This window comes from Aminobacter aminovorans, from assembly GCF_900445235.1.
GTDB lineage: Bacteria > Pseudomonadota > Alphaproteobacteria > Rhizobiales > Rhizobiaceae > Aminobacter > Aminobacter aminovorans.
In genome coordinates this window covers 4,485,312-4,509,785 of sequence record NZ_UFSM01000001.1, presented here as the reverse complement: position 1 = coordinate 4,509,785, position 24,474 = coordinate 4,485,312, and the positions used below count along the sequence as shown (strand labels likewise).

Here is a 24,474-nt window from a genome sequence, read left to right as displayed (position 1 = left end):
ATGGCAGACGCGCACGCGAAACCACAACACGACTATCACATCATCGATCCCAGCCCATGGCCGTTCCTCGCCTCGATGGGCGCGCTGATCATGGCATTCGGCGGCGTCGCCTGGATGCAGCACCTCAAGGGCGGCAGCTTTCCGGTCTTCGGCTACAACGTGGCCAGCGCCAACTACTGGATCTTCCTGATCGGCCTGCTGATCGTTCTCTACACCATGTTCGGCTGGTGGTCGGATACGATCAAGGAAGGCAATGAGGGTCACCATACCCGCGTCGTCTCGCTGCACCTGCGCTATGGCATGATCATGTTCATCGCCTCCGAGGTGATGTTCTTCGTCGCCTGGTTCTGGGCGTTCTTCGACGCGGCGCTCTTCCCGAATGAAGCGCACCAGGTCATGCGCGCCGAATTCACCGGCGGTGTCTGGCCTCCGAAGGGCATCGAGATACTCGATCCGTTCCACCTGCCGCTCTACAACACGATCATCCTGCTGCTGTCCGGTACGGCCGTGACATGGGCGCACCATGCGCTGCTGCACAACGACCGCAAGGGCCTGATCAACGGCCTGGCGATCACCGTGGGCCTCGGCATCCTGTTCTCGTTCGTGCAGGCTTACGAGTACATCCACGCTCCGTTCGCCTTCAAGGACTCGATCTACGGCGCGACCTTCTTCATGGCGACCGGTTTCCACGGCTTCCACGTCATCGTCGGTACCATCTTCCTGCTGGTCTGCCTGTTCCGCGCCATGGCCGGCGGTTTCACGCCAAAGCAGCATTTCGGCTTCGAGGCGGCTGCCTGGTACTGGCACTTCGTCGACGTGGTGTGGCTGTTCCTGTTCGCCGCGATCTACATCTGGGGTTCGGTTGGCGGCACCATCGCCCACGGCCACTGATCTATCCGGTTTCTGATGCAAGGCGGTCGCGGCAACGCGGCCGCCTTCTCTTTTTGGGCGCTTTCCCGGTGCAATCATGCGGCATGCCGACAAGCCGCTTCGCCGTTCTCATGATTGCCCTGTCTGCCTTGACTATGACCGCCCATGCGGGCGAGGTCGATCTCGTCCGCGTCGACAAGTCTGAGCGCCGGCTCGAACTTCTCTCCGGCGACAAGGTGGTTAGCAGCTACGCCATGGCGCTCGGTGCGAACCCGGTGGGGCACAAGGCAAGGGAAGGCGACGAACGCACGCCTGAAGGCCGCTACGTGCTCGACTGGCGCAATCCTGAAAGCGGCTACTTCAGGTCGATCCACATCTCCTATCCCGATGCCGACGATGTCGCTGCGGCAAAGAGGGCAGGTGTCGAACCGGGTGGAATGATTATGATCCATGGACAACCGAACGGGTACGGCTGGTGGTCCTGGCTGATGCAGCTGTTCGATTGGACGAACGGCTGCATCGCCGTTACCGACGAGGATATGGCAGAGATCTGGCAGATGGTCGCAAACGGCACTCCCATAGAGATAAATCCATGAGTGAGGACAAGGCGATCTGGCCGCCGGTCGAACCGATCGCGGCCGGGCTCAAGGGGCGCTGTCCGCGTTGCGGCGAAGGCAAGCTGTTTTCCAGCTTCCTGTCCGTCGGCAAGGAATGCGGCGTCTGCGGGCTCGACTATTCCTTTGCCGACGCCGGCGATGGACCGGCGGTGTTCGTCATCCTGATCATCGGCTTTGTCGTGGTCGGGCTCGCGCTATGGCTCGAGGTCAATTTCGGCCCTCCGCTGTGGCTTCATCTGCTGTTGTGGATTCCGTTGACCGTGGTTCTCAGCCTCGGCTCGCTGCGCCTCATCAAGGGCGTGCTGATAACGCTGCAGTATCGCAACAAGGCAGCCGAAGGGCGTTTGGACAAGGGCGAATGATCCAGCAAAAGACGATGACGGCCCCGGCGCGGCGTTCCGGGCATGTGTTGATGCTCGTTCTCGGCACGATTGCCTTTGCGCTGCTGCTTGCGCTTGGCAGCTGGCAGGTCCAGCGCCTCTATTGGAAAGAGGATCTGATTGCCCAGATCGCCGAGCGCACGAAGTCGCAGCCGCTGCCATTGGCGGAAATGGAAGTGAGGTACCGCGCCACCGGCGACGTCGACTATTGGCCGGTTACGCTTTCGGGCACCTTTGTGCATGAAGGCGAGCGACACTTCCTGGCAACATGGGAAGGCCAGTCGGGCTTTTACGTCTACACCCCGCTGAAGCTGGACGATGGCCGCTTCGCGCTGGTGAATCGCGGCTTTGTTCCCTACGATCTCAAGGACGCTGCCAAGCGTCCGGCTGGCCAGGTGACGGGACCTGTCAGCATCGTCGGGCTGGCGCGCAATCCGCTGGAAGGAAAGCCGGGTTCGCTGGTGCCTGACAACGATCTGGTGAAGAACGTCTTCTACTGGAAGGACCGGGACGCCATGGCGAAAAGCGCCGGGCTGCCTGGCGATGCCGTCGTGCTACCGTTCTTCATCGATGCCGACAAGACGCCAAATCCCGGCGGCCTGCCGGTCGGTGGCGTGACCATGGTCGACATGCCAAACAATCACCTGCAATACGCGGTGACCTGGTATGGCCTGGCAGCGGCGCTGCTGGGCGTCATGGGCGTCTGGCTGCTGCGCCGGCCCGAAGGCAAATGAGCGCCCGTGCATGATCCCGGAATTAGGGATCATGCACAATTTCAGAGTGCTACAGCGTCCTTTGCGCGTCAAAGACGACGCGCGGCGCCCTAGCCTCCCTTGACAGCAAGGGGGCACAGACATCATTTCGGCACCTGAACGAAGAAGCGGATTAGATGCTCCAGACGATTGCCAAACCGCCCCTGACGATCAGGCTCTGCCAACCGCGCGGCTTTTGCGCTGGCGTCGACCGGGCGATCCAGATCGTTGTGCTGGCGCTCAAGAAATACGGCGCGCCGGTCTATGTCCGCCACGAGATCGTGCATAACCGCTACGTCGTCGAGGGGCTCCAGAACCTTGGTGCGGTGTTCATCGAGGAACTGAGCGAGATTCCTGTCGAGCATCAGGATGCGCCCGTGGTGTTTTCCGCCCATGGCGTGCCGAAGTCGGTGCCGGCGGATGCAGTGGCGCGTAACCTCTTCTATCTCGACGCCACCTGTCCGCTGGTCTCAAAGGTTCACAAGCAGGCGATGCGCCACCAGCGCAAGGGACGCCACGTGCTGCTCATCGGCCATGCCGGCCACCCCGAGGTGATCGGCACTATGGGCCAGCTGGACGAGGGTGCGGTCACGCTGATCGAAACCGAGGCCGACGTCCGCAATTTCACGCCGGCCGATCCCGCAGCGCTCGGCTTCGTCACCCAGACGACGCTTTCGGTGGAGGACACGGCAGGCATCCTGAAGGCGCTGCAGGAGAAGTTCCCGGCGATGGAGGCGCCCGCCGCCGAATCGATCTGCTACGCCACCACCAACCGCCAGGACGCGGTGAAGGAGACGGCGCCGGGCTCTGACCTTTATCTGGTCGTCGGCGCGCCCAACTCGTCCAATTCGCGCCGCCTCGTCGAAGTCGCCGAGCGGGCAGGGGCCAAGATGTCGCTGCTGGTTCAGCGCGCGTCGGAGATCCCGTGGAACGACATCGGCGGCATCGCTACGCTGGGTCTGTCGGCGGGGGCTTCGGCGCCTGAGATCATCGTCGACGAGATCATCAACGCTTTCCGCGAGCGCTTCGAAGTGAACGTGGAACTCGCCATCACGGCGACCGAGACGGAGGAATTTCCGGTGATGCGGGTACTGCGCGACGTCGAGCTGACGCCGGCCGACATGGCCTTCGTCAACGGAAACGGCTGATGGCTGTCTATACCGACGTCGGCGAGGGCGAGCTCGAAGCGTTCCTGCGCAATTATCCGGTGGGCGAGCTGCTGTCCTACAAGGGCATCGCCGAGGGCACCGAGAACACCAACTTCCTGCTGCACACCACGACAGGGGCCTACATCCTGACGCTCTACGAGAAGCGGGTCGACAAGGCCGACCTGCCGTTCTTCCTCGGCCTGATGCAGCATCTCGCCCATAAGGGCATTTCCTGCCCGCTGCCGGTCGACGGCAAGGATGGCAACGTCATCGGCACGCTGGCAGGCCGTCCGGCCGTGATCATCACCTTCCTCGAAGGCATGTGGCTGCGCCGGCCCCAGGTCGTGCATTGCCGCGAGGTCGGCAGGGCGCTGGCCGAATTGCATGTCGCCGGCCGGGATTTCGCGATGACGCGGCCGAACGCGCTCGCCATCGATGGCTGGCGCAAGCTGTGGGATGCGGCCCATCCGCGCGCCGATGAGGTCGAGCCGGGGCTGGCCCGGGAAGTCGACTCCGATTTTGCCGAGTTCGAGAAGAACTGGCCGAAGAACCTGCCGTCGGGCGTCATCCACGCCGACCTGTTCCCGGACAATGTGTTTTTCCTCGGCGACAAGCTGTCGGGCCTGATCGACTTCTATTTCGCCTGCAACGACGCCTACGCCTACGACCTCGCCACCTGCCTCAATGCCTGGTGCTTCGAAAAGGATTTTTCCTTCAACCTGACCAAGGGCACGGCCCTGCTTGACGGCTATCAGAGCATCCGCCCGCTGAGCGGTGAGGAGAAGGCCGCGCTGCCCATCCTGGCGCGCGGCTCGGCGCTGCGCTTCATGCTGACGCGGCTCTATGACTGGCTGACGGTGCCGGATGGCGGCCTGGTGATGAAGCGTGACCCGTCGGAATATATCCGCCGCATGCGCTTCCATCGGACGATCAAGACTGCCCAGGAATACGGATTGAAATGAAGCAAGTTGAAATTTTCACCGATGGCGCCTGCTCGGGCAATCCGGGTCCGGGTGGCTGGGGCGCGCTCCTGCGCTACAAGGCCAAGGTCAAGGAGCTGTCGGGCGGCGAGGCGGAGACCACCAACAACCGTATGGAGTTGCTGGCTGCCATATCTGCCCTGAACTCCCTCAAGGAACCGTGCGAGATCGACCTGCACACTGACAGCAAATACGTCATGGACGGGATCTCGAAATGGATCCATGGCTGGAAGAAGAATGGCTGGAAGACCGCCGACAAGAAGCCGGTCAAGAACGGCGAGCTCTGGCAGGCGCTGGACGAGGCCAACAGGCGTCACAAGGTGACGTGGCACTGGGTCAAGGGCCATGCCGGCCATCCAGAGAACGAACGTGCCGACGAGCTCGCGCGTGAGGGCATGGCGCCGTTCAAGAGTGGCCGCAAGGCATAGGCCCAGAATTCTGGCAGGTTCGAGTGGGGCGCGCCGCCGCAAGGCCGCGCGCCCGTTTCAGTCTCAGAGCTGTTCGAGAATGCGGGCAGCCCCTGACTCGACGGCCTGGCCGGGTGCGCCCTCCAGGTTGAGCTGGGCAACCTTGCCGTCTTCGACGATCATCGAATAACGCTGCGAGCGCAGGCCCATGCCGGCCGCCGAGAGGTCGGTGTCGAGGCCGATGGCACGGGCGAAGTCGCCGCTGCCGTCGGCGAGGAACTGCACCTTGCCTTCGCCGCCGCTGAACCGGGCCCATGCGCCCATGACGTGGACGTCGTTGACCGAGACGACTGCAATGGTATCGACGCCGCGCGCGATGATGGCGTCATGGTTTTCGACAAAGCCGGGCAGGTGGTTGTTGCTGCAGGTCGGCGTGAAGGCGCCTGGGACCGCAAACAGCACGACCTTCTTGCCAGCAAAGATCTCATCGGAGCTGATGCTCTTGGCGCCATCGGCGGTCATCGTCTTGAACGTGGCCGCGGGCAACTTGTCGCCGATCGAAATGGTCATGAATTTCCTCGTAAGCGTAGTGTTCGAGTTGAAATCGGAAGGACGCGCACCTCACCTAGCGCAGATGTCGTCCGCGTCCAATGGCCAGCTGGATATAGGAAGCTGGACAGCCCTTTTCAGGGCTGGGGCAAAAGTCAGGGATAAGGCAAAAATCCTTCGACCGCGCCAGCAGCGCTGGTCAGTGTGTAGGGCAGGCCCCTGCCGGAGGGTTTTGTGTCGGGGCGTTCGAGCATCTTGACGGTGAACACCGCCTTGCCGCCCGCGACGTGCCGCTCCGGGGGGCCGAGGACGTAGCCGTCAACGCCGGCGACGAAGACGTCCAGTGCGTCAGCGGGGCCGGGTGCTGTTGCCACGATAGAGACGTGATCGCCTTCGGCCGGCTCCAGCGTGGCGCCAAAATCCGGCTGTGCAGCACCGGGAAGGGCGGCCAGGGCTGTCTTCACCAGGATGGCATCGCCGGGGTTATCGGGATCGGCGGCAGGGTTGACTTCGAGCTTGGCCTGCACCGGTACGCAGATCGTCTCGCAGACGCCGAGGAACACGTCAGCGGTGATGGTCGCCGGCTCGCCTGGGGCTGCGACTGTGAAGCTGACAGGCAGGCGCACGGAATGGTCGTAGCCGGCCCATTTGGCATAACCGTCATCGTGGCGGCGCGGGGCCGGGTAGGCGAAGTCAGCGCCAGAAACGTTGCGGCTTGCCGAAATATCGATCTGCGGCGGCACGCCGGAATTGCCGGGATCGCGCCAGTAGGTCTTCCAGCCGCGCTTGAGCTCGATGTCGAGCACGCCCTGGAGCTTGCCGGAAGCGTCAGGCGCCCCTGAGGTGACGAGGCGGAAACGACCACCATCGGCCTCGAACCAGGCTGAGGACGAAGCGTGGACCGGAGCTGCAGAAAGCAGTGCCGCGCAGAGGCTGATCGCGGAATGGAGCGCAATTTTCATGGCGGTGATTTGATAGCCTCTCGCGGCGTCCGCAACAGGGGGCGCCAACACATCGCATCATTTTTGCGTGACGTTGTCTGTCAAAAGATGAACGCGCCGCGCCGTGCGCCATCTTTCAAGACGGCAGGAAACGCGATACCTTCAAGCCATGGACCTCTTACGCCAGAAAAAGGGCGCCTCGCAGCGCGGTTTTCTCGACGATCAGTTCCTCATCGCCATGCCGGGGATGAAGGACGACAGGTTCTCGCGCGCCGTGATCTACATCTGTGCCCATAGCGACGAAGGCGCCATGGGCCTGATCATCAACCAGGTCCAGCCGCTGCTGTTTCCGGATCTGCTGGTGCAACTCGGTATCCTCGACGAGCAGGAAGCGATAAGGCTGCCGATGAAGGCCAAGGACTTCATCGTCCGCAATGGCGGTCCGGTCGATCGCAGCCGTGGTTTCGTGCTGCACAGCGACGACTACAAGGTCGAATCCTCGCTGCCTGTCTCGGAAGAGATCTGCCTGACGGCAACCGTCGATATCCTGCGCGCGATTTCCGCCGGGCGCGGGCCGCGCCATGCCTTGATGGCGCTGGGCTATTCAGGCTGGGGTGCCGGCCAGCTCGAAAGCGAGATTGCCGAGAATGGCTGGCTGACCTGCCCGGCGACGTCGGAGCTTCTGTTCGACACCGACATCGACCGCAAATACGACCGCATATTGGCCACGCTCGGCATCGACCTTGCGCGGCTCAGCAGCGCTGCCGGTCACGCCTGAGCAAGCGGATACTGCTCCTTCAGCATCTTCAGTGCCTGATCGCCGGGAACCGGCGCGCCGAACATGAAGCTCTGCACATATTCGCAGCCCATCTGTCGCAGTTCGAGCGCGTCGCTTTCATCGGAGATGCCTTCGGCGACCACCGACAGGCCGAGCTCGTGCGCCATGTTGACCATCGACTTGATCAGCACCGCGCGCTTGGGCGAGGTGTCGTCGACGAAGCTCTTGTCGATCTTGATGGTGTCGAACGGGAAGCGGGTCAGATAGGCGAGCGACGAGTAGCCGGTGCCGAAATCATCGAGCGACAGGCCGATGCCGAGCTGCTTGAGCTTGGTCAGCACGTGGTTGGTCTGCTCTGGATTGTCCATGACCAGAGACTCGGTCAGCTCCAGGCGGAAGCAGCGCGGCTTGAGATTGGCCCGGGCGATGACCGAGCGCACGTCGCTGACGAGGTCGCGCCGGATGAGCTGTCGGCTCGACAGGTTGACCGACACCGAAAGCGGCGCATCGCTGATCTGCTTCTGCCATTCGGCCAGATCTTCGGCGGCGCGCTGCATGGCGAACAGACCGAGCTGGACGATCAGGCCGCAACCTTCGGCAACGGGGATGAAATCACCAGGCGGGATCATGCCGCGACGCGGATGATCCCATCGGAGCAAGGCCTCGAAGCCGGCGACGCTGCCGTCCTCAAGCCGCACGATCGGCTGGTAGGCCAGCGTGAATTCCTTGCGCTCGATGGCGCGGCGCAGGTCCGATTCGAGTTGCAGGCGATCGGTGCCGACGGTCCTGAAGGCCGGACGGAACGGCTCGATGCGGTCACCGCCGAAACGCTTGGCCTGATGCATGGCAAGCTCGGCGTCCTTGACCATGTCCTCGGCCGTCGCCTGGGCGGTGGTCCAGGTGATCAGGCCGACGGAGGCGGTCAGCACGATCTCGCGCTTGGCGAAGGTGATCGGCGCCTTGATCGCCTGCTTGATGGCGTCGGCCACGGCAGCGATGCGCGAGGGATCCTGCTCCGACAACAGCATCAGCGCAAACTGGTCGCCGGCAAAGCGCGACAGCGAGTCCTTGGGCTTGAGCAGGCGGTGCAGACGGCGCGCGATGGTCAGAAGGATGGTGTCGCCGGCCGAGATGCCGAGGCCGTCATTGACCTGCTTGAAGCGGTCGATGTCGATGACGAACACCGACGGCCGCACCTTCTCCTCGGTGCGGGCGATCGAGATGATCGCCTCGAGCCGGTTCATGAACAGTTCGCGGTTGGGCAGGCCGGTCAGGTTGTCGTGCACGGCGTCGTGCAGCAGCCGTTCTTCGGACTTCTTCTGCTCGGTGACGTCGACCATGGTGCCGACGCAGCGGATCACTTCGCCGTCGGAGCCGATCACCGGCCGCGCCTTGAGCGAGAACCAGTGATAATGGCCATCGGCGCCGCGCAGGCGGAAGCTCTGCGAGACACGGCCACGGCGGTGCTCGAGCACCACGTCGAGGGTGGTGCGGAAGGTATCGCGGTCGTCGGAATGCAGCACCGGCAGCCAGTTGCGGGCGGCACCACCCAGGCTGTTGGGCGCAAGGCCGAGCTGGATCGAGACGTCGGGGCGGGTGACGACGCGGTCGCGCAGCACGTCCCAGTCCCAGACGATGTCGCCGGAACCGGAGATGGCCAGCGCCTGCCGCTCCATGTCGCTGAACAGGCCCTGATGGGCGCCGCCGCCGGCGAAGGCGTGCTGCATGACGGTGAAGCCGATCAACAGGATGATCAGGATCAGGCCGCCGCCAAGCGCCGGCTGGACGATGTCGTTGTCGAGCACGCCTGTTATCGCCATCCACGAGCCGCTGAGCCATATCAGCACCATCGCCCAACTGGGCACCAGCATGATGGCGCGGTCGTAGCCGCGGATGCTGAGATAGACGATCAGGCCGAGACCGGTGAGGGCGGTGGCGGCAAAGGAGATGCGGGCGATGCCGGCAGCGACCGCCGGATCGATGATGGCGACACCGGCGATGAGCAGCAGCCCGATGACCCAGACGAAGGCGCCGTAGCTGAAATGGCCGTGCCAGCGATTGAGGTTGAGATAGGCAAACAGGAACACGACGAAGGTGCCGGCAAGCGCCACCTCCGTGCCCGCTCGCCATATCTGCTCGTTGCCGGGCGAAACCTCGATGACCTTGTTGAGGAAGCCGAAGTCGACGCAGATATAGGCGAGCACCGCCCAGGCAAGGGCTGCGGTCGCGGGGAACATCGAGGTTCCCTTGACCACGAACAGGATGGTCAGGAACAGCGCCAGCAGGCCGGCGATGCCGATGACGATACCGCGGAACAGGGTGTAGGAATTGACGGTGTCCTTGTAGGCCTCGGGTTCCCACAGATAGACCTGCGGCAGCTTGGGCGAGGCCAGTTCGGCGATGAAGGTCACCACCGAATTCGGGTTGAGCGTGATCAGGAACACGTCGGCATCGGGGCTTGCCTGGCGGTCGAGCGCGAAGCCTTCGCTCGGCGTGATGGCGGCGATGCGGCTCGAACCGAGGTCGGGCCAGAACAGGCCGGAACCGACGAGACGGAAATGCGGGGCGACGATCAGTCGGTCGATGACCTGGTCGGTGGTGTTGGCAAGCGCGAAGACGGCCCAGTCGCCCGTCGAGCGGCGCTTGTCGTTGGCTTCGACCTCGATGCGGCGCACGATGCCGTCGAGGCCGGGAGCTGTCGAAACCTGGAAGTTCTCGCCCTGATTCCGGTAGATCTCGACGGCGCCGGTGAGGTTCAGCGCGACGTCGTCACGGGAAATCTTGATCGGCTCCACGGCCAGGGCCTGCGACACCGCGCAGACGCTCGCGACAATGGAAACGATGAGCGCAAACAACGGCGCCAGCAGGAAATGCTTCGACAAGTTCAGGCCTTCATGGTGACAGCTTGCGGGTCGTCCGCAATCAGTGCGTAGAGGTAGTGGTCATGCCATTCGCCGTTGATCCTGAGGTAGGATCTTAAAAGTCCTTCGCGCCGGAATCCGGCTTTTTCAAGCACGCGTACGGAGCGTGCGTTGTCGGGGATACAGGCAGCCTCGATCCGGTGCAACCGAAGCGTATCGAAGGCATGCCGCACGACCAGCTTGAGGGCATCGACCATCAGGCCCTGGCCGGCGTAGCGCTCGCCGATCCAGTAGCCGATATGCCCGGTCTGGGCGACGCCGTAGCGGATATTGCCGAGCGTGATGCCGCCGACGAGCTTGCCTGTCGAGTTCTGGTAGATGAAGAAGGCGGCCGCCGTGCCCTGGATGAATTCATCCTGGTAGCGGGCCAAACGAATGCGCCAGGCCGAGCGGTCAAGCTCGTCTGGCGCCCAGCGCGGCTCCCAGGGTTCGAGGAATGAGCGGCTCTCGGCGCGCAGGGCAACCCATTCGTGATAGTCGCGCCAGTTGGGCAGGCGCAGATTGACGCGTTCGCCTCTCAGTGCCGGGGTGTCGCGGCGAAAAAGCGAGAGCGAGAACATGCGTGCAAATGCTGCTCAGACGGCGAGCTTGCGGGCGGTTGCCTGTGCACCCGGCAGCGAGTCCAGGATTGATTCGTAAGGCGCGAGCGTGCCCACGGGGCCGACCGCGGTGATTGTCGGGCGGGTCGAGAACAGGCGCGACGACAGGTCGGTCAAACGCTCGACGGTAAGCGCCGACAGCCGCTCCATCAGCTCTTCCTTGGCGATCGGACGGCCGAACAGCAGGAGCTGGCGCGCGATCTGCGAGGCACGGCTGGAACAGCTCTCGGCCGACATGATCAGGCCGGCGCGATATTGTGCACGGGCGCGGTCCAGCTCTTCGAGCAGGATGCTTTCGCCGGTCCGCTGCAGTTCGTTGATGATGACAGGGATCAGTTCGGCGATATCGCTCTGGCCGGTGGCGGCGTGGATGCCGAAGATGCCGGTGTCGGAAAATCCCCAATGGAAGGCATAGACCGAGTAGCAGAGGCCGCGCTTCTCGCGCACCTCCTGGAACAGGCGCGACGACATTCCGCCGCCGAGGATCATCGACAGCACCTGCGAGGCGTAGAAATCGCGCACATGATAGGCGCGGCCTTCGAAGCCGAGCACGATCTGCGCGTCCATCAGGTCGCGGTCCTCGCGGAAGTCGCCGCCGACATACTGGGCGTATTGCGGAATGGCGCTTTCAGCCTTGGGGCGGAAATTGCCGAGACGCTTTTCGACCTGGCGCACGAACTCATCGTGCTTCACGTCGCCGGCGGCCACCACCACCATGCGCTCTGCGCCATACTGGCGGGTCATGAAGTCGTGCAGATGCGCCGAGGTGAAGGACTGCACCGTCTCGGGCGTGCCGAGGATCGAGCGGCCGATGGTCTGGTGACGGAAGGCCGTTTCGGTGAAACGATCGAAGACGATGTCGTCGGGCGTGTCGTGCGCGGCGCCGATTTCCTGCAGGATGACGTGCTGCTCGCGCTCGAGCTCATTCGGATCGAATTCGGAATCCTGGAGAATGTCGGACAGGATGTCGACGGCAAGCGGAATGTCGTCGGACAGCACGCGGGCGTAGAAGGAGGTCGTCTCGACCGATGTCGCGGCGTTGATCTCGCCGCCGACATTTTCGATCTGCGAGGCGATCTGAAACGCGGTCCGGTTCTTGGTGCCCTTGAAAGCCATGTGCTCGAGCAGGTGGGCCATGCCATGTTCGTCTTCGCGCTCGTTGCGCGCGCCTGACTTGACCCATGTGCCGAGAGCGACTGTCTCTACGCTTGGAAGTGTTTCAGTGGCCACTGTCAGGCCGTTCGACAGACGGCTTACCTCAACACCCATGTTACGCGTACTCCCTAATCCGCCACTCGTGTGCGGCGGCTAATGTAATCTTCCACCATTTTTATCTCTGATGGAAGTACCGTGAACTTTTCCTTACGTTCCATCAGCCCCGACAGCCATTTTGGCAAAGCAGGCTCGATGCCGCTCGCCGCAAGCACCGCGGCGGGGAACTTGGCCGGATGCGCGGTGGCAAGCACGACCATTGGCACATCGCTTTTGGGCAGGCTGGATGCGACATGCACGGCGGTCGCGGTGTGGGGATCGAGCAGGTAGCCGCTCTCGTCGAGTGTCGCGCGAATGGTCGCTGCGGTTTCAGTCATGTCGGCGCGGCCGGCACCGAACTCGCCGCGGATCGCGGCCAGCGCCTGTGCTTCGATGGTGAAGGCGCCCGACTGCTTGAGGCTGGCCATGTAGCGGCGCACGACCGCCGGATCGCGGTTGGAGGCCTCGAACAGCAGGCGCTCGAAGTTGGACGAAACCTGGATGTCCATCGATGGCGAGGTGGTGGCCACCACGCCGGTCTGGCGGTACTCGCCGCTCTTCAGCGTGCGGTCGAGAATGTCGTTGTCGTTGGTGGCGATGACCAACTGGTCGATCGGCAGTCCCATCTTCTTGGCGGCGTAGCCGGCGAAGATGTCGCCGAAATTCCCGGTCGGCACGGTGAACGACACAGGCCTGTCAGGTGCGCCGAGCGAGATGGCCGAGGAGAAGTAATAGACGATCTGGGCCATGATGCGGGCCCAGTTGATCGAGTTCACGCCCGAAAGCTGGACACGGTCGCGGAAGCCGTGGTCGTTGAACATGTCCTTCACCAGGCCCTGGCAGTCGTCGAAGTTTCCTTCGATCGACAGCGCATGCACGTTGGCGGCGTCGGACGTCGTCATCTGGCGCTGCTGCACCGGCGAGACGCGGCCATGCGGGAACAGGATGAAGATGTCGGTGCGTTCGCGCCCGGCAAATGCCTCGATGGCAGCGCCGCCCGTGTCGCCCGAGGTGGCGCCGACGATGGTCGCGCGCTGGCCGCGTTCGCCAAGCACGTGGTCCATCAGCCGCGCCAGCAGTTGCATGGCGACGTCCTTGAAGGCGAGAGTCGGGCCATGAAACAGTTCGAGCACGAAGCTGTTGGCGCCGGTCTGGACCAGCGGGCAGACTGCCTCATGGCGGAACGCCCCGTAGGCTTCGCGAACCAGGCGCTCGAAGACTTCAGGCTTGATCTCGCCGCCGAGGAACGGGGTCAGCAATCTGATCGCCAGATCGGGATAGCTGAGGCCACGCATGGCCCGGATTTCGGCGGCGCTGAAAGTCGGCCATTGCGCCGGGAGATAAAGGCCGCCGTCGCGTGCCAGGCCGGCAAGTACGGCGTCAGAAAATCCGAGCGTGGGCGCTTCCCCACGGGTGCTCACATAGTGCATATCTATCCAATCCAAGGCTATGCGACCTGCTGCCTGTCGGCAGGACGGGAAAACTGCGCTCCGTCAGTCGCATTTTTGCCGCGCGGTTGATATAGAACGACTGCTTTGCGAGAGGGAAGTGCAGTTCATGGTGTTTCGTTTGATCGACGGCCGTTTTCTGGCGGCTTTGGCGACCGCCGGCTTTATGCTCGCCGTCACAGGCTGCCAATCAGGCGGCAGCGGCGGCTTTTTCAGCCCTCCCGCCCCGAAGGATCCCAAGGTAATTGCCGCCGAAGAGGGAAAGATTCTGGCCAGCGAGTTGCTTGCCTACTGCCCCAACATCACCTTGCGTGACGGTACGGCATTCTTCAACAGCTATGCCAAGGGCGGCCAGGACGATCCGGCCAAGCTCGTCCACCAGTCGGCCATCACCGACGTCACCCGCAGCTGCACCCGTGCCGACGGTACCATGACCATCAAGGTCGGCGTCGCCGGCAAGGTCGTTGTCGGTCCCGCCGGCGGCGCCGGTTCGATCACCATGCCGATCCGCGTTGCGGTGACCCGTGGCGAAGAGGTGCTCTACTCCGAGCTGCACAAGAACGCGGTGCAGGTGACCGACCCGTCGACGGCGACGCAATGGGTGTTCACCGTGCCGAACATCACCATCCCCAATCCGACGGCGCGCGACATCATGATCTATGTCGGCTACGACGAAGGTCCGGCCAAGAAGTCCGCAAAGCCGTAAGGCGTAAGCCTGACGACCGCGTCGGCGTAAAAAAGCCTGGAGCGTCCGCGTCCAAATAAGGACGCCGGTCGCGTCAGGCATGCGCTGCGTCAACATCTGCTGCTTCAGGCGGCGTTCCGCCCCTGTCGTTCCCTGACGAGTGTCTCGACAAGCGCGTCGACCTCGGCTTCGGCCTTTTCGATCGACGCCTTTAGCCTGGCGTCGGCGAATTCGTCGAACTCGATTGCCACCGACCTGACGTCGGTGATGCCGACATAGTTGAAGGCGGTCGAGATGCTGGCCTCGACGTGGTTGAGCGCCTCGATCCTGCCGCCCTTGCCATAACCATGGTCGCCACGCGACGACAGGATAACGAGTGTCTTCTTGGCGCTTGCGAGCAACGGCCAGTAGGGATCGCCGGCGCGCGACCGGTCGAAGCCGAAGGTGCGGCCGACCCGCACGATGTTGTCGATCCACGCCTTGAATTGTGCCGGTGGCGCGAAATTGTACATCGGCACGCCGGCAACGATGATGTCGGCCGCAAGCAACTCGTCGATCAAGGAATCGCTTTCGGCAAGCGTCTCGGTCATCCACGGCAGGCGCTGCTCCGGCTTGGTGAACGCGGCGTGGATCCAGTTGCCGGTCACCGGCTGTGGCGGCTGCTGGCCGACGTCGCGATAGACGATGTTTTCATCGCCGCCATATGCAGCGCGCCATGCCCGCGCAAAACGCTCACCCAGGCGCCGGCTGTGCGATCCGAACGGATTCTCAGCTGAAGAATGCGGGCGAGCGCTGGCGTCGATATGCAGGATTTTGGTCATTTCATGGGTTCCCATAAGATAGAATGGTTCATCTGATTGCTCGCGGCGCGTTGACGTGCCGCTTGCGTTCCGTATGAAAATAATGGGTGATATGTTGCGTGGCGAAATCGAATTCGTCATGTAATGGATGAGGTAGGATCATGCGTCGCCAACTGCCTCCGCTTGCGACGCTGCGTGCCTTCGAGGCCGCCGCCCGTCATGCGAGCTTCAAGCAGGCTGCCGAGGAGCTGGGGGTTACGCCAACCGCCATCAGCCACCAGATCAGGCTGCTGGAGGAAACGCTGGCCTTGCGGCTGTTCGATCGCCGCACACGGCAAGTGGTGCTGACGCGCGAGGGGAGGGAGCTCTACCCGGTGCTGCGCGACGGGTTCGATTCTTTCGCCGAGGCGCTCGACCGTGTCTCGGAACGCCGCCGCAGCGTGGTCACGCTGTCGGCCACCACCTCATTCACAGCGCGCTGGCTGGTGCCACGGGTGGCGTCGTTTCGCGAGCGCTATCCAACTGTCGACCTCAGCCTGCATGCGTCGGACGATCCCGTCGATTTTCGCAGCGGTATCGCCGACGCGGCCGTGCGCTATGGCCGTGGGCCTTATCCGGATCTTAGCTCGACCTGGCTGATGGCCAACCGCTTTGCGCCGGTATGCAGTGCCCGCCTTGGCCTGAAGGCGCTGGATGACATGCGCCACGTCACGCTGCTTCATTCACGCTGGAGGCACCCGAACGCCGACACGCCGACGTGGCGGCGCTGGTTCGATGCGGCTGGGGTTGCAGGTGTCGAGGCCGATGCCGGCATCAGCTTCAACGATGACGGTCATGCTGTGCAGGCGGCCGTAGCCGGGCAAGGGGTGGCGCTGCTCAGCCTCGTGCTCGTCGCCGATGACCTGGCGTCGGGCGTGCTGGTCCAGCCGTTCGGGCCGACCATCGACGGCTACGATTTCCACCTCGTCCATCCCAGGACGCCGCGGCTGGAGGTGCGCATGTTGAGCGAGTGGCTGCTCGATGCGCTGTCTCAGGAGCGTTGACTGGCTCAATGACGCTCAGCTGTCTTTGTGGCGCTGGTAGTAGCGCGCCACGCGCATGCGGTTGCCGCAGCGCGCCGCAGCACACCAGCGCCGGCGGCTGCTCGCCGGCAGAAACAGCATGGTGCAATCCTCGGCTTCGCATTTGCGGATGGTGCGGACGCCGGGGTCGGTCAGCACAAACGCCACGGCTTCGGCCAGATGCGCGGCCAGATCGGCGATCACCGAGCCGGTGCGCCTGGTCTCGGCCGCCATTGACGATCCAGCCCACCGAAGTTCGAGATGAACCGGCGCCGCCGAAAGCGTTTGGTTGAGTTCGCGCAGGCTGGCGTCTGACGGCGTCTTGCCATGCCTGACATGATCGACAAGCCGGCTCGCGCATGCGCGAAGCGAGTGAATGGCTGCGAGGTCGGCTTGCGACACCTTCGCCAGGGCGTCGCCGCCGAAATCTCCCAGCCGTTCGGCCTGCAGCGCCACCCACGCCCGCAAGCCGTCAGGCGTCGCCAGATGGTCGATGCTGCCCGTGCCGCTGCGCGCGTGTGTGTTGATCAGGTCCAGCCCGAGCAGCTCGCCGGTGAGAGGGGGGATGTCGGCGTTCATGCTAACTCCAAAAATATCTATTGACACATTAGGTAATTCAACGAGAATTTCTAATGCGTAATTCTATATTGAAGGCATGTGAAATGACAATCCCGGCTTTTCCTCGCGTGGCTCACCGTTATCTCGACGTCGATGGCATCAGCATCTTCTACCGCGAGTCGATCCCGGCCGAGGCCGGCCCGGACGCGCCGGTGCTGCTGTTGCTGCACGGCTTTCCATCGGCCTCGCATCAGTTTCGTCGGCTGATCGACGCCATCGGCAACAGCTACCGTGTCATCGCGCCCGACTACCCCGGATTTGGCCACAGCGACGTGCCGTTGCCGGCAAGCGCCGGCGGCACGTTCGGCTACAGCTTCGATCGTCTCGCCGACACGATGGAAGGCTTCGTCAAAGGATTGGGGCTCGACCGCTTCGTCGCCTATCTCTTCGACTTCGGCGCCCCTGTCGGTTTCCGTCTGGCGACAAGGCACCCCGCATGGATTGTCGGCCTGATTGTTCAGAACGGCAATGCCTATGAACAGGGTCTGTCAGACGGCGCGCGCGATTTCATCGCTTTGCGACCAGACCAGCCCGATGCGGAACAGACGATCCGCGACCTGCTGACGCTTTCCGGCACACGCTTCCAGTATGAAACGGGTCTCGCACATCAGGAGCTGTTGGCGCCGGACGGCTGGACGCTCGATCAGCATTTCCTCGACCAGCCCGGCCGCAAGCAGCCGCAGGTCGACCTGGCGTTCGACTACCATAGCAACGTTGCGCGCTATGGCGAATGGCAGGCCTGGCTGCGGCAGCATCGGCCGCCAACACTGATCCTGTGGGGCAAGGACGATCCGTTCTTTCCGGAACCAGGCGCACACGCCTATCGCGGCGACCTGCCGGATGCAGAGCTGCACCTGTTCGAGACCGGGCACTTCGCGCTTGAGGAGAAATTGCCCGAGATCGTGCCGCTGATCGCCGATTTTGTCGATCGGACCTGGAGCAGTTCCGGCAACTAGCTGGCTTGTTGCAAGCCAAGGAGTTTCGCCAGCCGCGCTGTTGCAGCATCCGCTCCATAGCTGGCGATGCAGCGGTCGCGCAGGAAGGTTGCCTGCTGGTGGAAACCGGCAGGGTTCGAGGCGACCTCGTCCAGCCGCCGGGCCAGTGACGCGACGCTGCGTGGATCGAAGAAGATCGCGAGGTCGCCGGCGATTTCGCGGAAGACCGGCAGGTCGGAGCAGACGACCGGCAGGCCGAACAAAGCGCCTTCGACGATGGGAATGCCGAAGCCTTCGCTGAGGCTTGGAAAGACCAGGGCCGAGGCTGAGTGCAAAAGCTCGGTCTTCTGGTCTTCAGTGACCTGACCCACGAATTGGACGTTCGAGCCGGCATCTGGAAAGCTGCGCGCCGGCACGCTGCCGATGATCACCAGCTCGGCACGGTCGCCCATCTTGGCGAAGGCATCGACAAGAGGGGCGATGTTCTTGCGCGGTTCGTTGGACAGGATCGAGACGAATCTCGGCCGCTCTGGCTTGGGTCCAGTGCTTGCGGTTTGTGACGCCGCCTGAAGATCGGGCCGAATGACGGGCGAGAAGACCGACCAAGGCAGCCTTGCGGCATGGTCGGGAAAGCGGCGGCCAAACTCTTCCCTGGTTGCGGCCGAGACGAAGATCAATTCGGTCGCCCGTTCCAGTGCCGTTCTGAATTTCTGATCGAAGGTGAAGCGGTAGCGCCCCGCAAGTTCGTCGAGCGGGATCAGGTCGTGGATCACCAGCATTACCCGCGCGCCCTTGTCGGTGAGGGGGTGCGCGTAGTGGAATGCGTCCATCAGCACGAAGTCGAAGCCGCGCGCATCGACGATCGGCGGCGGCAAGTTGTAGGACGCCTTCAAGGTGCTGTCGCTGTAGAAGCGGGTGACCGGCATGAAGGCGTCGATCCAGGCCAGGTGAGGTGCGACCTTTTCCATCTCTGGCAATGCTGAGGCGTGCGCAGGGACGAAAGCGCGCGACGGCACTGGGGCGGGCGCTGTACGTGTGCCGCGCTCGCGCAGCGCCTGGACGTATTTTACGTAGAGGTGCTTCCAATGCGGCTTGTGGCGGATCGCGCCATCATATGTGCCCTCGACGAGGAAGCGAACGATATCCGTTGCTGACGAAGCTATCGTTTCCGGTGTCTCGGCAAGCAGCGTCGTTTCGACGCCGAGGCGCTTGCAGCAGGCAAGCAGGCCGGCACTGTAGTTGAGAATACCGCGCGCCGGTGTCGGCGTGCCGACGCTTTCGCTGATCAGCAGCAGCCGCCCAGTCTGGACCGGGCCAGTCTTGATCGGGCCAGTCTTGACGGGGTCATTCATGACGCGGCTGCGTGTCTCAGGCGTGCTCCGACCACATGCTGAGGGCCTGGATCACGCCGCCGAGGTCGGCCCAGCGGCGAATCACCGTCTCGGCACCGGCCTCGGTCAGCATGTCGGCATGGCCGGGATAGCTGTGGGCGCCGCCGGTGAAGCCGATGACGCGCATGCCGGCTGAAACGGCGCCCGAAATGCCGTGCACCGAATCCTCGATGACAAAGGTCCTGGCCGGATCCGCACCGTAGGTGTTTGCGGCGTGCAGGAAGACGTCGGGCGCCGGCTTCGGCTTCTTGCTCGGCGTTTCAAGTGCCGAAAAGATGCGGCCCTTGAACAGCGGCAGGATGCGGGTGCGATCGAGCATCATCTCGATGCGTTCGCTTGTCGAGTTGGAGCAGATGCAGCGCGGCGCGGTGACGCCGGCGACGGCCTCATGGACGCCGTCGATGGCGCGCACGTCCGTCTTCAGCTTGCGGTCGACAAGTTCCTCGGCCTGGCTGATCAGCGAGGCCTGGAAGGGGATGGCCGCCTTCTCCTCGATCTTCAGCATGATGTCCTTGAAGGTCAGGCCGGCATAACTCTCGGCAATCTCTTCCGCGCTGATCTCGAAGCCGGCAGCGGTCAGCAGTTCCGCTTCGACGCGGGCGGCGATGATTTCGGAATCGACGAGCACGCCGTCGCAATCGAATATCACTAGGTCTGGCTGGGTCATGGCAGTCCGGGAAGCTTGGGGCGCAGTCGGGGCGCGGACGGAAAAGTTCAAGGCGCGGCAACTACACCATTCTGGCTCGATCCGCAAATTAGAACGCCCGCTTCATCAATTGTTTACGCTGATCGGTAACCATAACGGCGAGTAAATAGTAACGCGTCATCCCGGGTATCAGAATGTCAGCAGTGCGTCCTCTCGACCAGCTTTCCCGCACGCCCAAGCCGTCCGAATGGCTCGACACCATCATCAAGGGCGACTGCGTGGCGGCGCTCGACAAATTGCCGGCCAACTCCGTCGACGTCATCTTCGCCGACCCGCCCTACAACCTGCAGCTCGACGGCGACCTGCACCGTCCGGACCAGTCGAAGGTTGACGCCGTCGACGATCATTGGGACCAGTTCGAGAGCTTCGCCGCCTACGACGCCTTCACCCGCGCCTGGTTGCTGGCCGCCCGCCGGGTGTTGAAGCCCAACGGCACGATCTGGGTCATCGGCTCCTATCACAACATCTTCCGCGTCGGCGCGACGATGCAGGATCTCGGCTTCTGGATCCTCAACGACGTCGTCTGGCGCAAGACCAATCCGATGCCGAACTTTCGCGGCCGTCGCTTCCAGAACGCCCATGAGACGATGATCTGGGCCTCTCGCGACCAGAAGGGCAAGAACTACACCTTCAACTACGATGCGCTGAAGGCCTCCAACGACGACGTCCAGATGCGCTCGGACTGGCTGTTTCCGATCTGCACCGGCGGCGAGCGCCTGAAGGACGAGGACGGCAACAAACTGCATCCGACGCAGAAGCCGGAAGCGCTTCTGGCACGCATCATGATGGCTTCGACCAAGCCGGGCGATGTGGTGCTCGATCCGTTCTTCGGCTCGGGTACGACGGGTGCAGTTGCCAAGCGTCTTGGCCGCCACTTCGTCGGCATCGAGCGTGAACAGGCCTATATCGACGCCGCCAATGAACGCATCGCTTCGGTGCGTCCGCTCGACGGCCCATCGCTGACGGTCCTGACCGGCAAGCGCGCCGAGCCGCGTGTCGCTTTCGGCAGCCTGCTCGACATGGGCCTGCTGGCGCCGGGGGCAACGCTGTATGATGCGAAGAAGCGATGGGCGGCCAAGGTTCGTGCCGACGGCACGCTGTCGATCGGCGACACCGCCGGTTCGATCCACCGTGTCGGCGCCTCGGTGCAGGGGCTCGACGCCTGCAACGGCTGGACCTTCTGGCACTATGAGCGTGCCGGCGGTCTGACCCAGATCGACGAGCTGCGCCGCATCGTGCGTGTCGGCATGGAAAAGGCAGGTGCCTGAAGTTTCACCCGCGCCGGACTGACCGGCTCGAGCGCGCAGGCATTATTGCTAGCCGCTTCTGGACCTTCAGAGACCGCGTCGCGCCTGCCATAGAGATCGAATTCCGGCAGCCAAATCAGCCAGTCCGGGTTCGCTGATCGGCCGGTTTCCAGTCACCGTCCGATCCCGAGACGCTCGAGGTCCGCCTCGAGCGTTTTCGCATTTGAAAACAGCACCGCCTGCCAGCCGGCGTCGATGGCGGCATTCACGTTCTTCTGGCTGTCATCGATGAACAGTGAAGCCTTCGGGTCGAGGTCGAACGACGCAACATGCAGGTCGTAGATGCGCCGGTCGGGCTTGATCAGGCCGACATCGCCCGAAACCGTCACGCCACGCGGCTTTTCGAGAAACGGGAAGCGCGCCCGTGCCTCGCGGAACGTGTCCGAGGCCCAGTTGGTCAGCATGGTCACGTCGTGGCCGGCGGCGACGAGGCTCTCCATCAGCGCGACGCTGTCTTCATAGTGGTGCGGCACCATTTCGTGCCAATGCTGGCGGAAGGCGCGAATGCTGTTTTCATGCTCGGGAAAGTCGGCGATCAGCAGTGCCTCGGCCTCTTCCCAGCTGCGGCCGCGATCCTGCTCGATGTTCCATTCGCTGGTGCAGACATTGTCGAAGAACCAGCGGCGCTCGACCGGGTCGGGGATGATGCGGCTGAAGGGAAGGTCGGGGTCGTAGTGGATCAGCACCTTGCCGATGTCATAGACGATGTGGCGGATTTCGCTCATGGTTTCGCTAACGTCCTCGTTTCGTTGCGCCCGGTATGGCAGCTTCGATGACTTTTTTCATGACGCTTGGCAAGGCTTCGCCGGAGAGGTCGGAAGCGGCCGACCAGAAGTGTCCCTCGGGCGCTTGGTCCTTGGTAGCATCAGCGCGAAACACGTCGAGATCGAGGGCAAAATGGGTGAAAATGTGGGTGATCGTACCGGCGCGCTGCCACTTCGCGGCAAAGGGCGCGCTGCCTGCGCCGGTGTCGCCGTCGACACGTGCCGTCCAGCCTGTCGTAGGCACCTCGGTCATGCCGCCGAGCAGGCCCTTGCCCGGGCGTTTGCGCAGAAGCACCGCGCCATCGCTTCTGACGGCCACAAACGCCGCGCCGCGCCGCTGCGGGCGCTCGGTCTTGGCCGGCTTGACGGGATAGAGTTCGGGATCGCCTGAAGCGACTGCACTGCAATCCGAGCGCAAAGGGCAGAGCATGCAGCGCGGCCGCCGTGGCGTGCAGATGGTGGCGCCTAGATCCATCATCGCCTGGGCGAAATCGCCCGGTCGCGCCGCAGCCAGCATGCGCTCGACATGGTCGCGTATTTCCACCTTGGCCTGGGGCAGGGGCGTGGCGATGGAAAAGAGACGCGTGACGACACGTTCGACATTGCCGTCGACAACCGCCGCTGGCCGGTTGAAGGCGATGGAGGCGATCGCCGCAGCCGTGTAGGGCCCGATGCCGGGCAAGGCGCGCAGTCCGTCTTCGCTGTCGGGGAAGCGGCCGTTGGGCAAGGCGGCTACCGTTTCAGCGCAGACCTTGAGATTGCGGGCACGTGAATAGTAGCCGAGCCCCGCCCAGGCCTTCATGACGTCTTCGGTCTCGGCGGCAGCCAGTGCGGCAACATCCGGCCACTTCTCGAGAAACGCGCGGAAAAAGGGCTTCACTGCCTCGACGGTTGTCTGCTGCAGCATGATTTCAGAGAGCCAGACCCGATACGGGTCGGGGCGGATGCCGCGCTTCAGGTCGCTTGGTGGGGTGCGCCAAGGCAATTCGCGATGGTGAACATCATACCATTCGAGCAGCAGTGTCGCGATCCTGCCGTCGATATCAGTGGCGAGCTTGCGGCTGTCGGTCGGGGATGCCATTGATGAACTGGACTGCCTTCGGCGTTGCGTGTCGACAGGGGTACTTCTGGAGAACGACATGGCAGGGAAAAGGTGGACGGGCAATCCCGTTCCGGTCAGCGATCTGGCAAACGCCATTCTCGATCCCGTCCTGCGCAAGCGCACGGGCATCTCCGTCGGGCTTGTCCAGTCATGGGAAGAAATCGTCGGTCCCCGCCTTGCCCACAACACACGGCCGGAGAAGATCCAGTGGCCGCGGCGTATGCATGAGGACGATCCGTTCGAGCCTGCCGTGCTGATCGTTGCCTGCTCGGGACCGGCGGCACTTCATCTCCAGCACGAGACCGGCGAGATCATCGGCCGGGTCAATTCCTATCTCGGCTTCAACGCCATAGGTCGCATCCGCATCGTGCAGAAGCCGGTGTCGAACACCGCCGCCAAGCCACGGCCGCGGTTGCGCAAGCTGACCGATGCGGAGCAGGGCAAGCTTACCGGTGCAGTAAGGTTCATCGAGGACGAAGGACTGAAAGCATCGCTTGAAAAGCTGGGCGCGAGCATCATCGGCAGCCGAAAGTAGAAAATGCCTGCTTTCTCGCGCTTTCGTGATTGAAAGTGCGGCAAAATGCGATTGGTTTGGGGACAGCCATGCCTTAATTCGCGCCAACTATCGCTTTCACGTAACCGCACATTGCAAAATCCAACCATCGTCAGGTGATTCGTATGCTTCGTTCGATTTCTCGCAGGACCGCACTTACCGGGCTCGCAGCCGTTTCGGCAGCGGCGCTGCTTTCCGCTTGCAGCGACTCCGGCGAGCAGGCCAACGCAGCGACGCCCAAGCCTGCCGAGCCGGCAACGCCTGCCGCAACCCCGGCTGCCCCGGCGACGCCGGTGCAGGCGGTGAAGGTGCCCGAGGCACAGGGCACGGTCGACATGGCGAAGCTGGTTGAAGCCGGCACACTGCCCGACATGATCATCGGCAAGGCCGATGCGCCCGTCACCATCGTCGAATACGCCTCGATGACCTGCCCGCACTGCGCGCATTTCCACGAGACGACGCTGCCGGCGCTGAAGACCAAGTACATCGATACCGGCAAGGCGCGGCTGATCTATCGCGAGTTCCCCTTCGACCCGCTGGCCGAGGCAGGCTTCATGCTTGCGCGCTGTTCGAAGGACAACTACTTCCCGATGGTCGACGTGCTGTTCAAGCAGCAGCAGAGCTGGGCCGGTTCGCAGAACCCCAAGGACGCGCTGCTGCAGATCTCCAAGCTCGCCGGCTTTACACAGGAGTCGTTCGAGGCCTGCTTGACTGATCAGAAGCTTCTGGACGATATCAGGGCGGTGCGCGCCCGCGGCGAGAACGATTTCAAGGTCGACTCGACGCCGACCTTCTTCATCAACGGGAAAGTCTACAAGGGGGCAATGACGATTGACGAAATGTCGGCGGTTATCGACGGCATGCTCTGATAGGCTCATGGCACCGAGGCAACACGGCTTCGGTGCACCCTT

Annotated in this window: 26 protein-coding genes; 14 read left to right on the top strand and 12 right to left on the bottom strand. The window is 63.2% G+C overall.

Features of this window, described 5'->3' with window-relative positions:
- From DY201_RS22215 to rnhA, 7 genes are all read left to right on the top strand, one after another.
- Positions 1-891, top strand: coding sequence for a cytochrome c oxidase subunit 3 (locus tag DY201_RS22215; RefSeq protein ID WP_115733100.1), 891 nt, complete (start codon positions 1-3; stop codon positions 889-891).
- A gap of 83 nt (positions 892-974) precedes the next feature.
- On the top strand, positions 975-1,466 hold the full coding sequence (locus DY201_RS22210) for a L,D-transpeptidase family protein (RefSeq protein ID WP_115733099.1): 492 nt from the start codon (positions 975-977) through the stop codon (positions 1,464-1,466).
- Entirely contained in the window at positions 1,463-1,849 is a 387-nt protein-coding gene (locus DY201_RS22205) for a DUF983 domain-containing protein (RefSeq protein WP_115733098.1), read from the top strand. The genes DY201_RS22210 and DY201_RS22205 overlap by 4 nt, the downstream gene beginning before the upstream one ends.
- A gap of 14 nt (positions 1,850-1,863) precedes the next feature.
- Positions 1,864-2,601 carry an SURF1 family protein gene (locus DY201_RS22200; RefSeq protein WP_115733929.1) on the top strand — a complete coding sequence of 246 codons (738 nt, stop codon included), beginning with the start codon at positions 1,864-1,866 and terminating at the stop codon, positions 2,599-2,601.
- Between the two features lie 155 nt (positions 2,602-2,756).
- Entirely contained in the window at positions 2,757-3,767 is a 1,011-nt protein-coding gene (ispH, locus tag DY201_RS22195; protein WP_115733097.1) for a 4-hydroxy-3-methylbut-2-enyl diphosphate reductase, read from the top strand.
- Positions 3,767-4,729 carry a homoserine kinase gene (locus DY201_RS22190; protein ID WP_115733096.1) on the top strand — a complete coding sequence of 321 codons (963 nt, stop codon included), beginning with the start codon at positions 3,767-3,769 and terminating at the stop codon, positions 4,727-4,729. Before ispH ends, DY201_RS22190 begins: the two co-directional genes overlap by 1 nt.
- Entirely contained in the window at positions 4,726-5,175 is a 450-nt protein-coding gene (rnhA, locus tag DY201_RS22185; RefSeq protein ID WP_115733095.1) for a ribonuclease HI, read from the top strand. The genes DY201_RS22190 and rnhA overlap by 4 nt, the downstream gene beginning before the upstream one ends.
- Before the next feature lie 63 nt (positions 5,176-5,238).
- Here the strand turns inward: rnhA and DY201_RS22180 are convergent, their stop codons facing one another.
- Positions 5,239-5,724, bottom strand: coding sequence for a peroxiredoxin (locus DY201_RS22180; protein ID WP_115733094.1), 486 nt, complete (start codon positions 5,722-5,724; stop codon positions 5,239-5,241).
- 134 nt (positions 5,725-5,858) lie between these two features.
- Complete coding sequence (locus DY201_RS22175; RefSeq protein ID WP_115733093.1) at positions 5,859-6,665, bottom strand: protein-disulfide reductase DsbD domain-containing protein; 807 nt, start codon at positions 6,663-6,665, stop codon at positions 5,859-5,861.
- 148 nt (positions 6,666-6,813) lie between these two features.
- On the opposite strand from DY201_RS22175, the gene DY201_RS22170 reads away from it, so the two are divergent.
- Positions 6,814-7,422, top strand: coding sequence for a YqgE/AlgH family protein (locus DY201_RS22170; protein WP_115733092.1), 609 nt, complete (start codon positions 6,814-6,816; stop codon positions 7,420-7,422).
- On the opposite strand, the gene DY201_RS22165 is transcribed toward DY201_RS22170, so the two are convergent.
- From DY201_RS22165 to thrC, 4 genes are read right to left on the bottom strand one after another with little or no spacing between them, the layout of a single operon-like run.
- Positions 7,413-10,304, bottom strand: coding sequence for an EAL domain-containing protein (locus tag DY201_RS22165; protein WP_115733091.1), 2,892 nt, complete (start codon positions 10,302-10,304; stop codon positions 7,413-7,415). The genes DY201_RS22170 and DY201_RS22165 overlap by 10 nt on opposite strands.
- A gap of 2 nt (positions 10,305-10,306) precedes the next feature.
- Positions 10,307-10,903, bottom strand: coding sequence for a GNAT family N-acetyltransferase (locus DY201_RS22160; protein WP_115733090.1), 597 nt, complete (start codon positions 10,901-10,903; stop codon positions 10,307-10,309).
- A 15-nt stretch (positions 10,904-10,918) separates the two neighbouring features.
- Entirely contained in the window at positions 10,919-12,211 is a 1,293-nt protein-coding gene (locus DY201_RS22155) for a M16 family metallopeptidase (RefSeq protein WP_115733089.1), read from the bottom strand.
- Between the two features lie 14 nt (positions 12,212-12,225).
- The gene (thrC, locus tag DY201_RS22150) at positions 12,226-13,623 is read right to left on the bottom strand and encodes a threonine synthase (protein WP_115733088.1); all 1,398 of its coding nucleotides are present in this window, start codon (positions 13,621-13,623) and stop codon (positions 12,226-12,228) included.
- A gap of 127 nt (positions 13,624-13,750) precedes the next feature.
- On the opposite strand from thrC, the gene DY201_RS22145 reads away from it, so the two are divergent.
- Entirely contained in the window at positions 13,751-14,347 is a 597-nt protein-coding gene (locus DY201_RS22145; protein WP_165915791.1) for a hypothetical protein, read from the top strand.
- A gap of 104 nt (positions 14,348-14,451) precedes the next feature.
- Here the strand turns inward: DY201_RS22145 and DY201_RS22140 are convergent, their stop codons facing one another.
- Positions 14,452-15,147 carry an FMN-dependent NADH-azoreductase gene (locus tag DY201_RS22140; protein WP_115733087.1) on the bottom strand — a complete coding sequence of 232 codons (696 nt, stop codon included), beginning with the start codon at positions 15,145-15,147 and terminating at the stop codon, positions 14,452-14,454.
- Between the two features lie 140 nt (positions 15,148-15,287).
- Here DY201_RS22140 and DY201_RS22135 point away from each other — a divergent pair, with 140 nt between their 5' ends.
- Positions 15,288-16,169 (top strand): LysR substrate-binding domain-containing protein, encoded by an 882-nt coding sequence (locus DY201_RS22135; RefSeq protein WP_115733086.1) that lies wholly within the window; start codon positions 15,288-15,290, stop codon positions 16,167-16,169.
- 15 nt (positions 16,170-16,184) lie between these two features.
- On the opposite strand, the gene DY201_RS22130 is transcribed toward DY201_RS22135, so the two are convergent.
- Complete coding sequence (locus DY201_RS22130) at positions 16,185-16,766, bottom strand: CGNR zinc finger domain-containing protein (RefSeq protein ID WP_115733085.1); 582 nt, start codon at positions 16,764-16,766, stop codon at positions 16,185-16,187.
- A gap of 83 nt (positions 16,767-16,849) precedes the next feature.
- On the opposite strand from DY201_RS22130, the gene DY201_RS22125 reads away from it, so the two are divergent.
- Positions 16,850-17,761, top strand: a complete 912-nt coding sequence (locus DY201_RS22125) for an alpha/beta fold hydrolase (RefSeq protein ID WP_115733084.1) — start codon at positions 16,850-16,852, stop codon at positions 17,759-17,761.
- Here DY201_RS22125 and DY201_RS22120 read toward each other — a convergent pair.
- Both DY201_RS22120 and DY201_RS22115 read right to left on the bottom strand, forming a co-directional pair.
- A complete protein-coding gene (locus tag DY201_RS22120; RefSeq protein WP_115733083.1) occupies positions 17,758-19,092 on the bottom strand; it encodes a glycosyltransferase family 4 protein in 1,335 nt (444 codons plus the stop codon). The genes DY201_RS22125 and DY201_RS22120 overlap by 4 nt on opposite strands.
- A gap of 16 nt (positions 19,093-19,108) precedes the next feature.
- Entirely contained in the window at positions 19,109-19,798 is a 690-nt protein-coding gene (locus tag DY201_RS22115; RefSeq protein WP_115733082.1) for an HAD family hydrolase, read from the bottom strand.
- Between the two features lie 173 nt (positions 19,799-19,971).
- On the opposite strand from DY201_RS22115, the gene DY201_RS22110 reads away from it, so the two are divergent.
- Positions 19,972-21,105 (top strand): site-specific DNA-methyltransferase, encoded by a 1,134-nt coding sequence (locus tag DY201_RS22110; RefSeq protein WP_115733081.1) that lies wholly within the window; start codon positions 19,972-19,974, stop codon positions 21,103-21,105.
- Positions 21,106-21,257: 152 nt separating this feature from the next.
- On the opposite strand, the gene DY201_RS22105 is transcribed toward DY201_RS22110, so the two are convergent.
- On the bottom strand, positions 21,258-21,869 hold the full coding sequence (locus DY201_RS22105; RefSeq protein WP_115733080.1) for an HAD family hydrolase: 612 nt from the start codon (positions 21,867-21,869) through the stop codon (positions 21,258-21,260).
- A 7-nt stretch (positions 21,870-21,876) separates the two neighbouring features.
- Positions 21,877-22,989: an A/G-specific adenine glycosylase gene (gene mutY, locus DY201_RS22100; RefSeq protein ID WP_115733079.1), complete on the bottom strand. Its 1,113-nt coding sequence runs from the start codon at positions 22,987-22,989 to the stop codon at positions 21,877-21,879.
- Positions 22,990-23,047: 58 nt separating this feature from the next.
- Between mutY and DY201_RS22095 the strand changes: the two genes are divergently transcribed.
- Together DY201_RS22095 and DY201_RS22090 are read left to right on the top strand one after the other, a co-directional pair.
- Positions 23,048-23,545 (top strand): DUF721 domain-containing protein, encoded by a 498-nt coding sequence (locus DY201_RS22095; RefSeq protein ID WP_115733078.1) that lies wholly within the window; start codon positions 23,048-23,050, stop codon positions 23,543-23,545.
- Positions 23,546-23,688: 143 nt separating this feature from the next.
- Positions 23,689-24,432: a DsbA family protein gene (locus DY201_RS22090; protein WP_115733077.1), complete on the top strand. Its 744-nt coding sequence runs from the start codon at positions 23,689-23,691 to the stop codon at positions 24,430-24,432.
- Positions 24,433-24,474 lie beyond the last annotated feature (42 nt).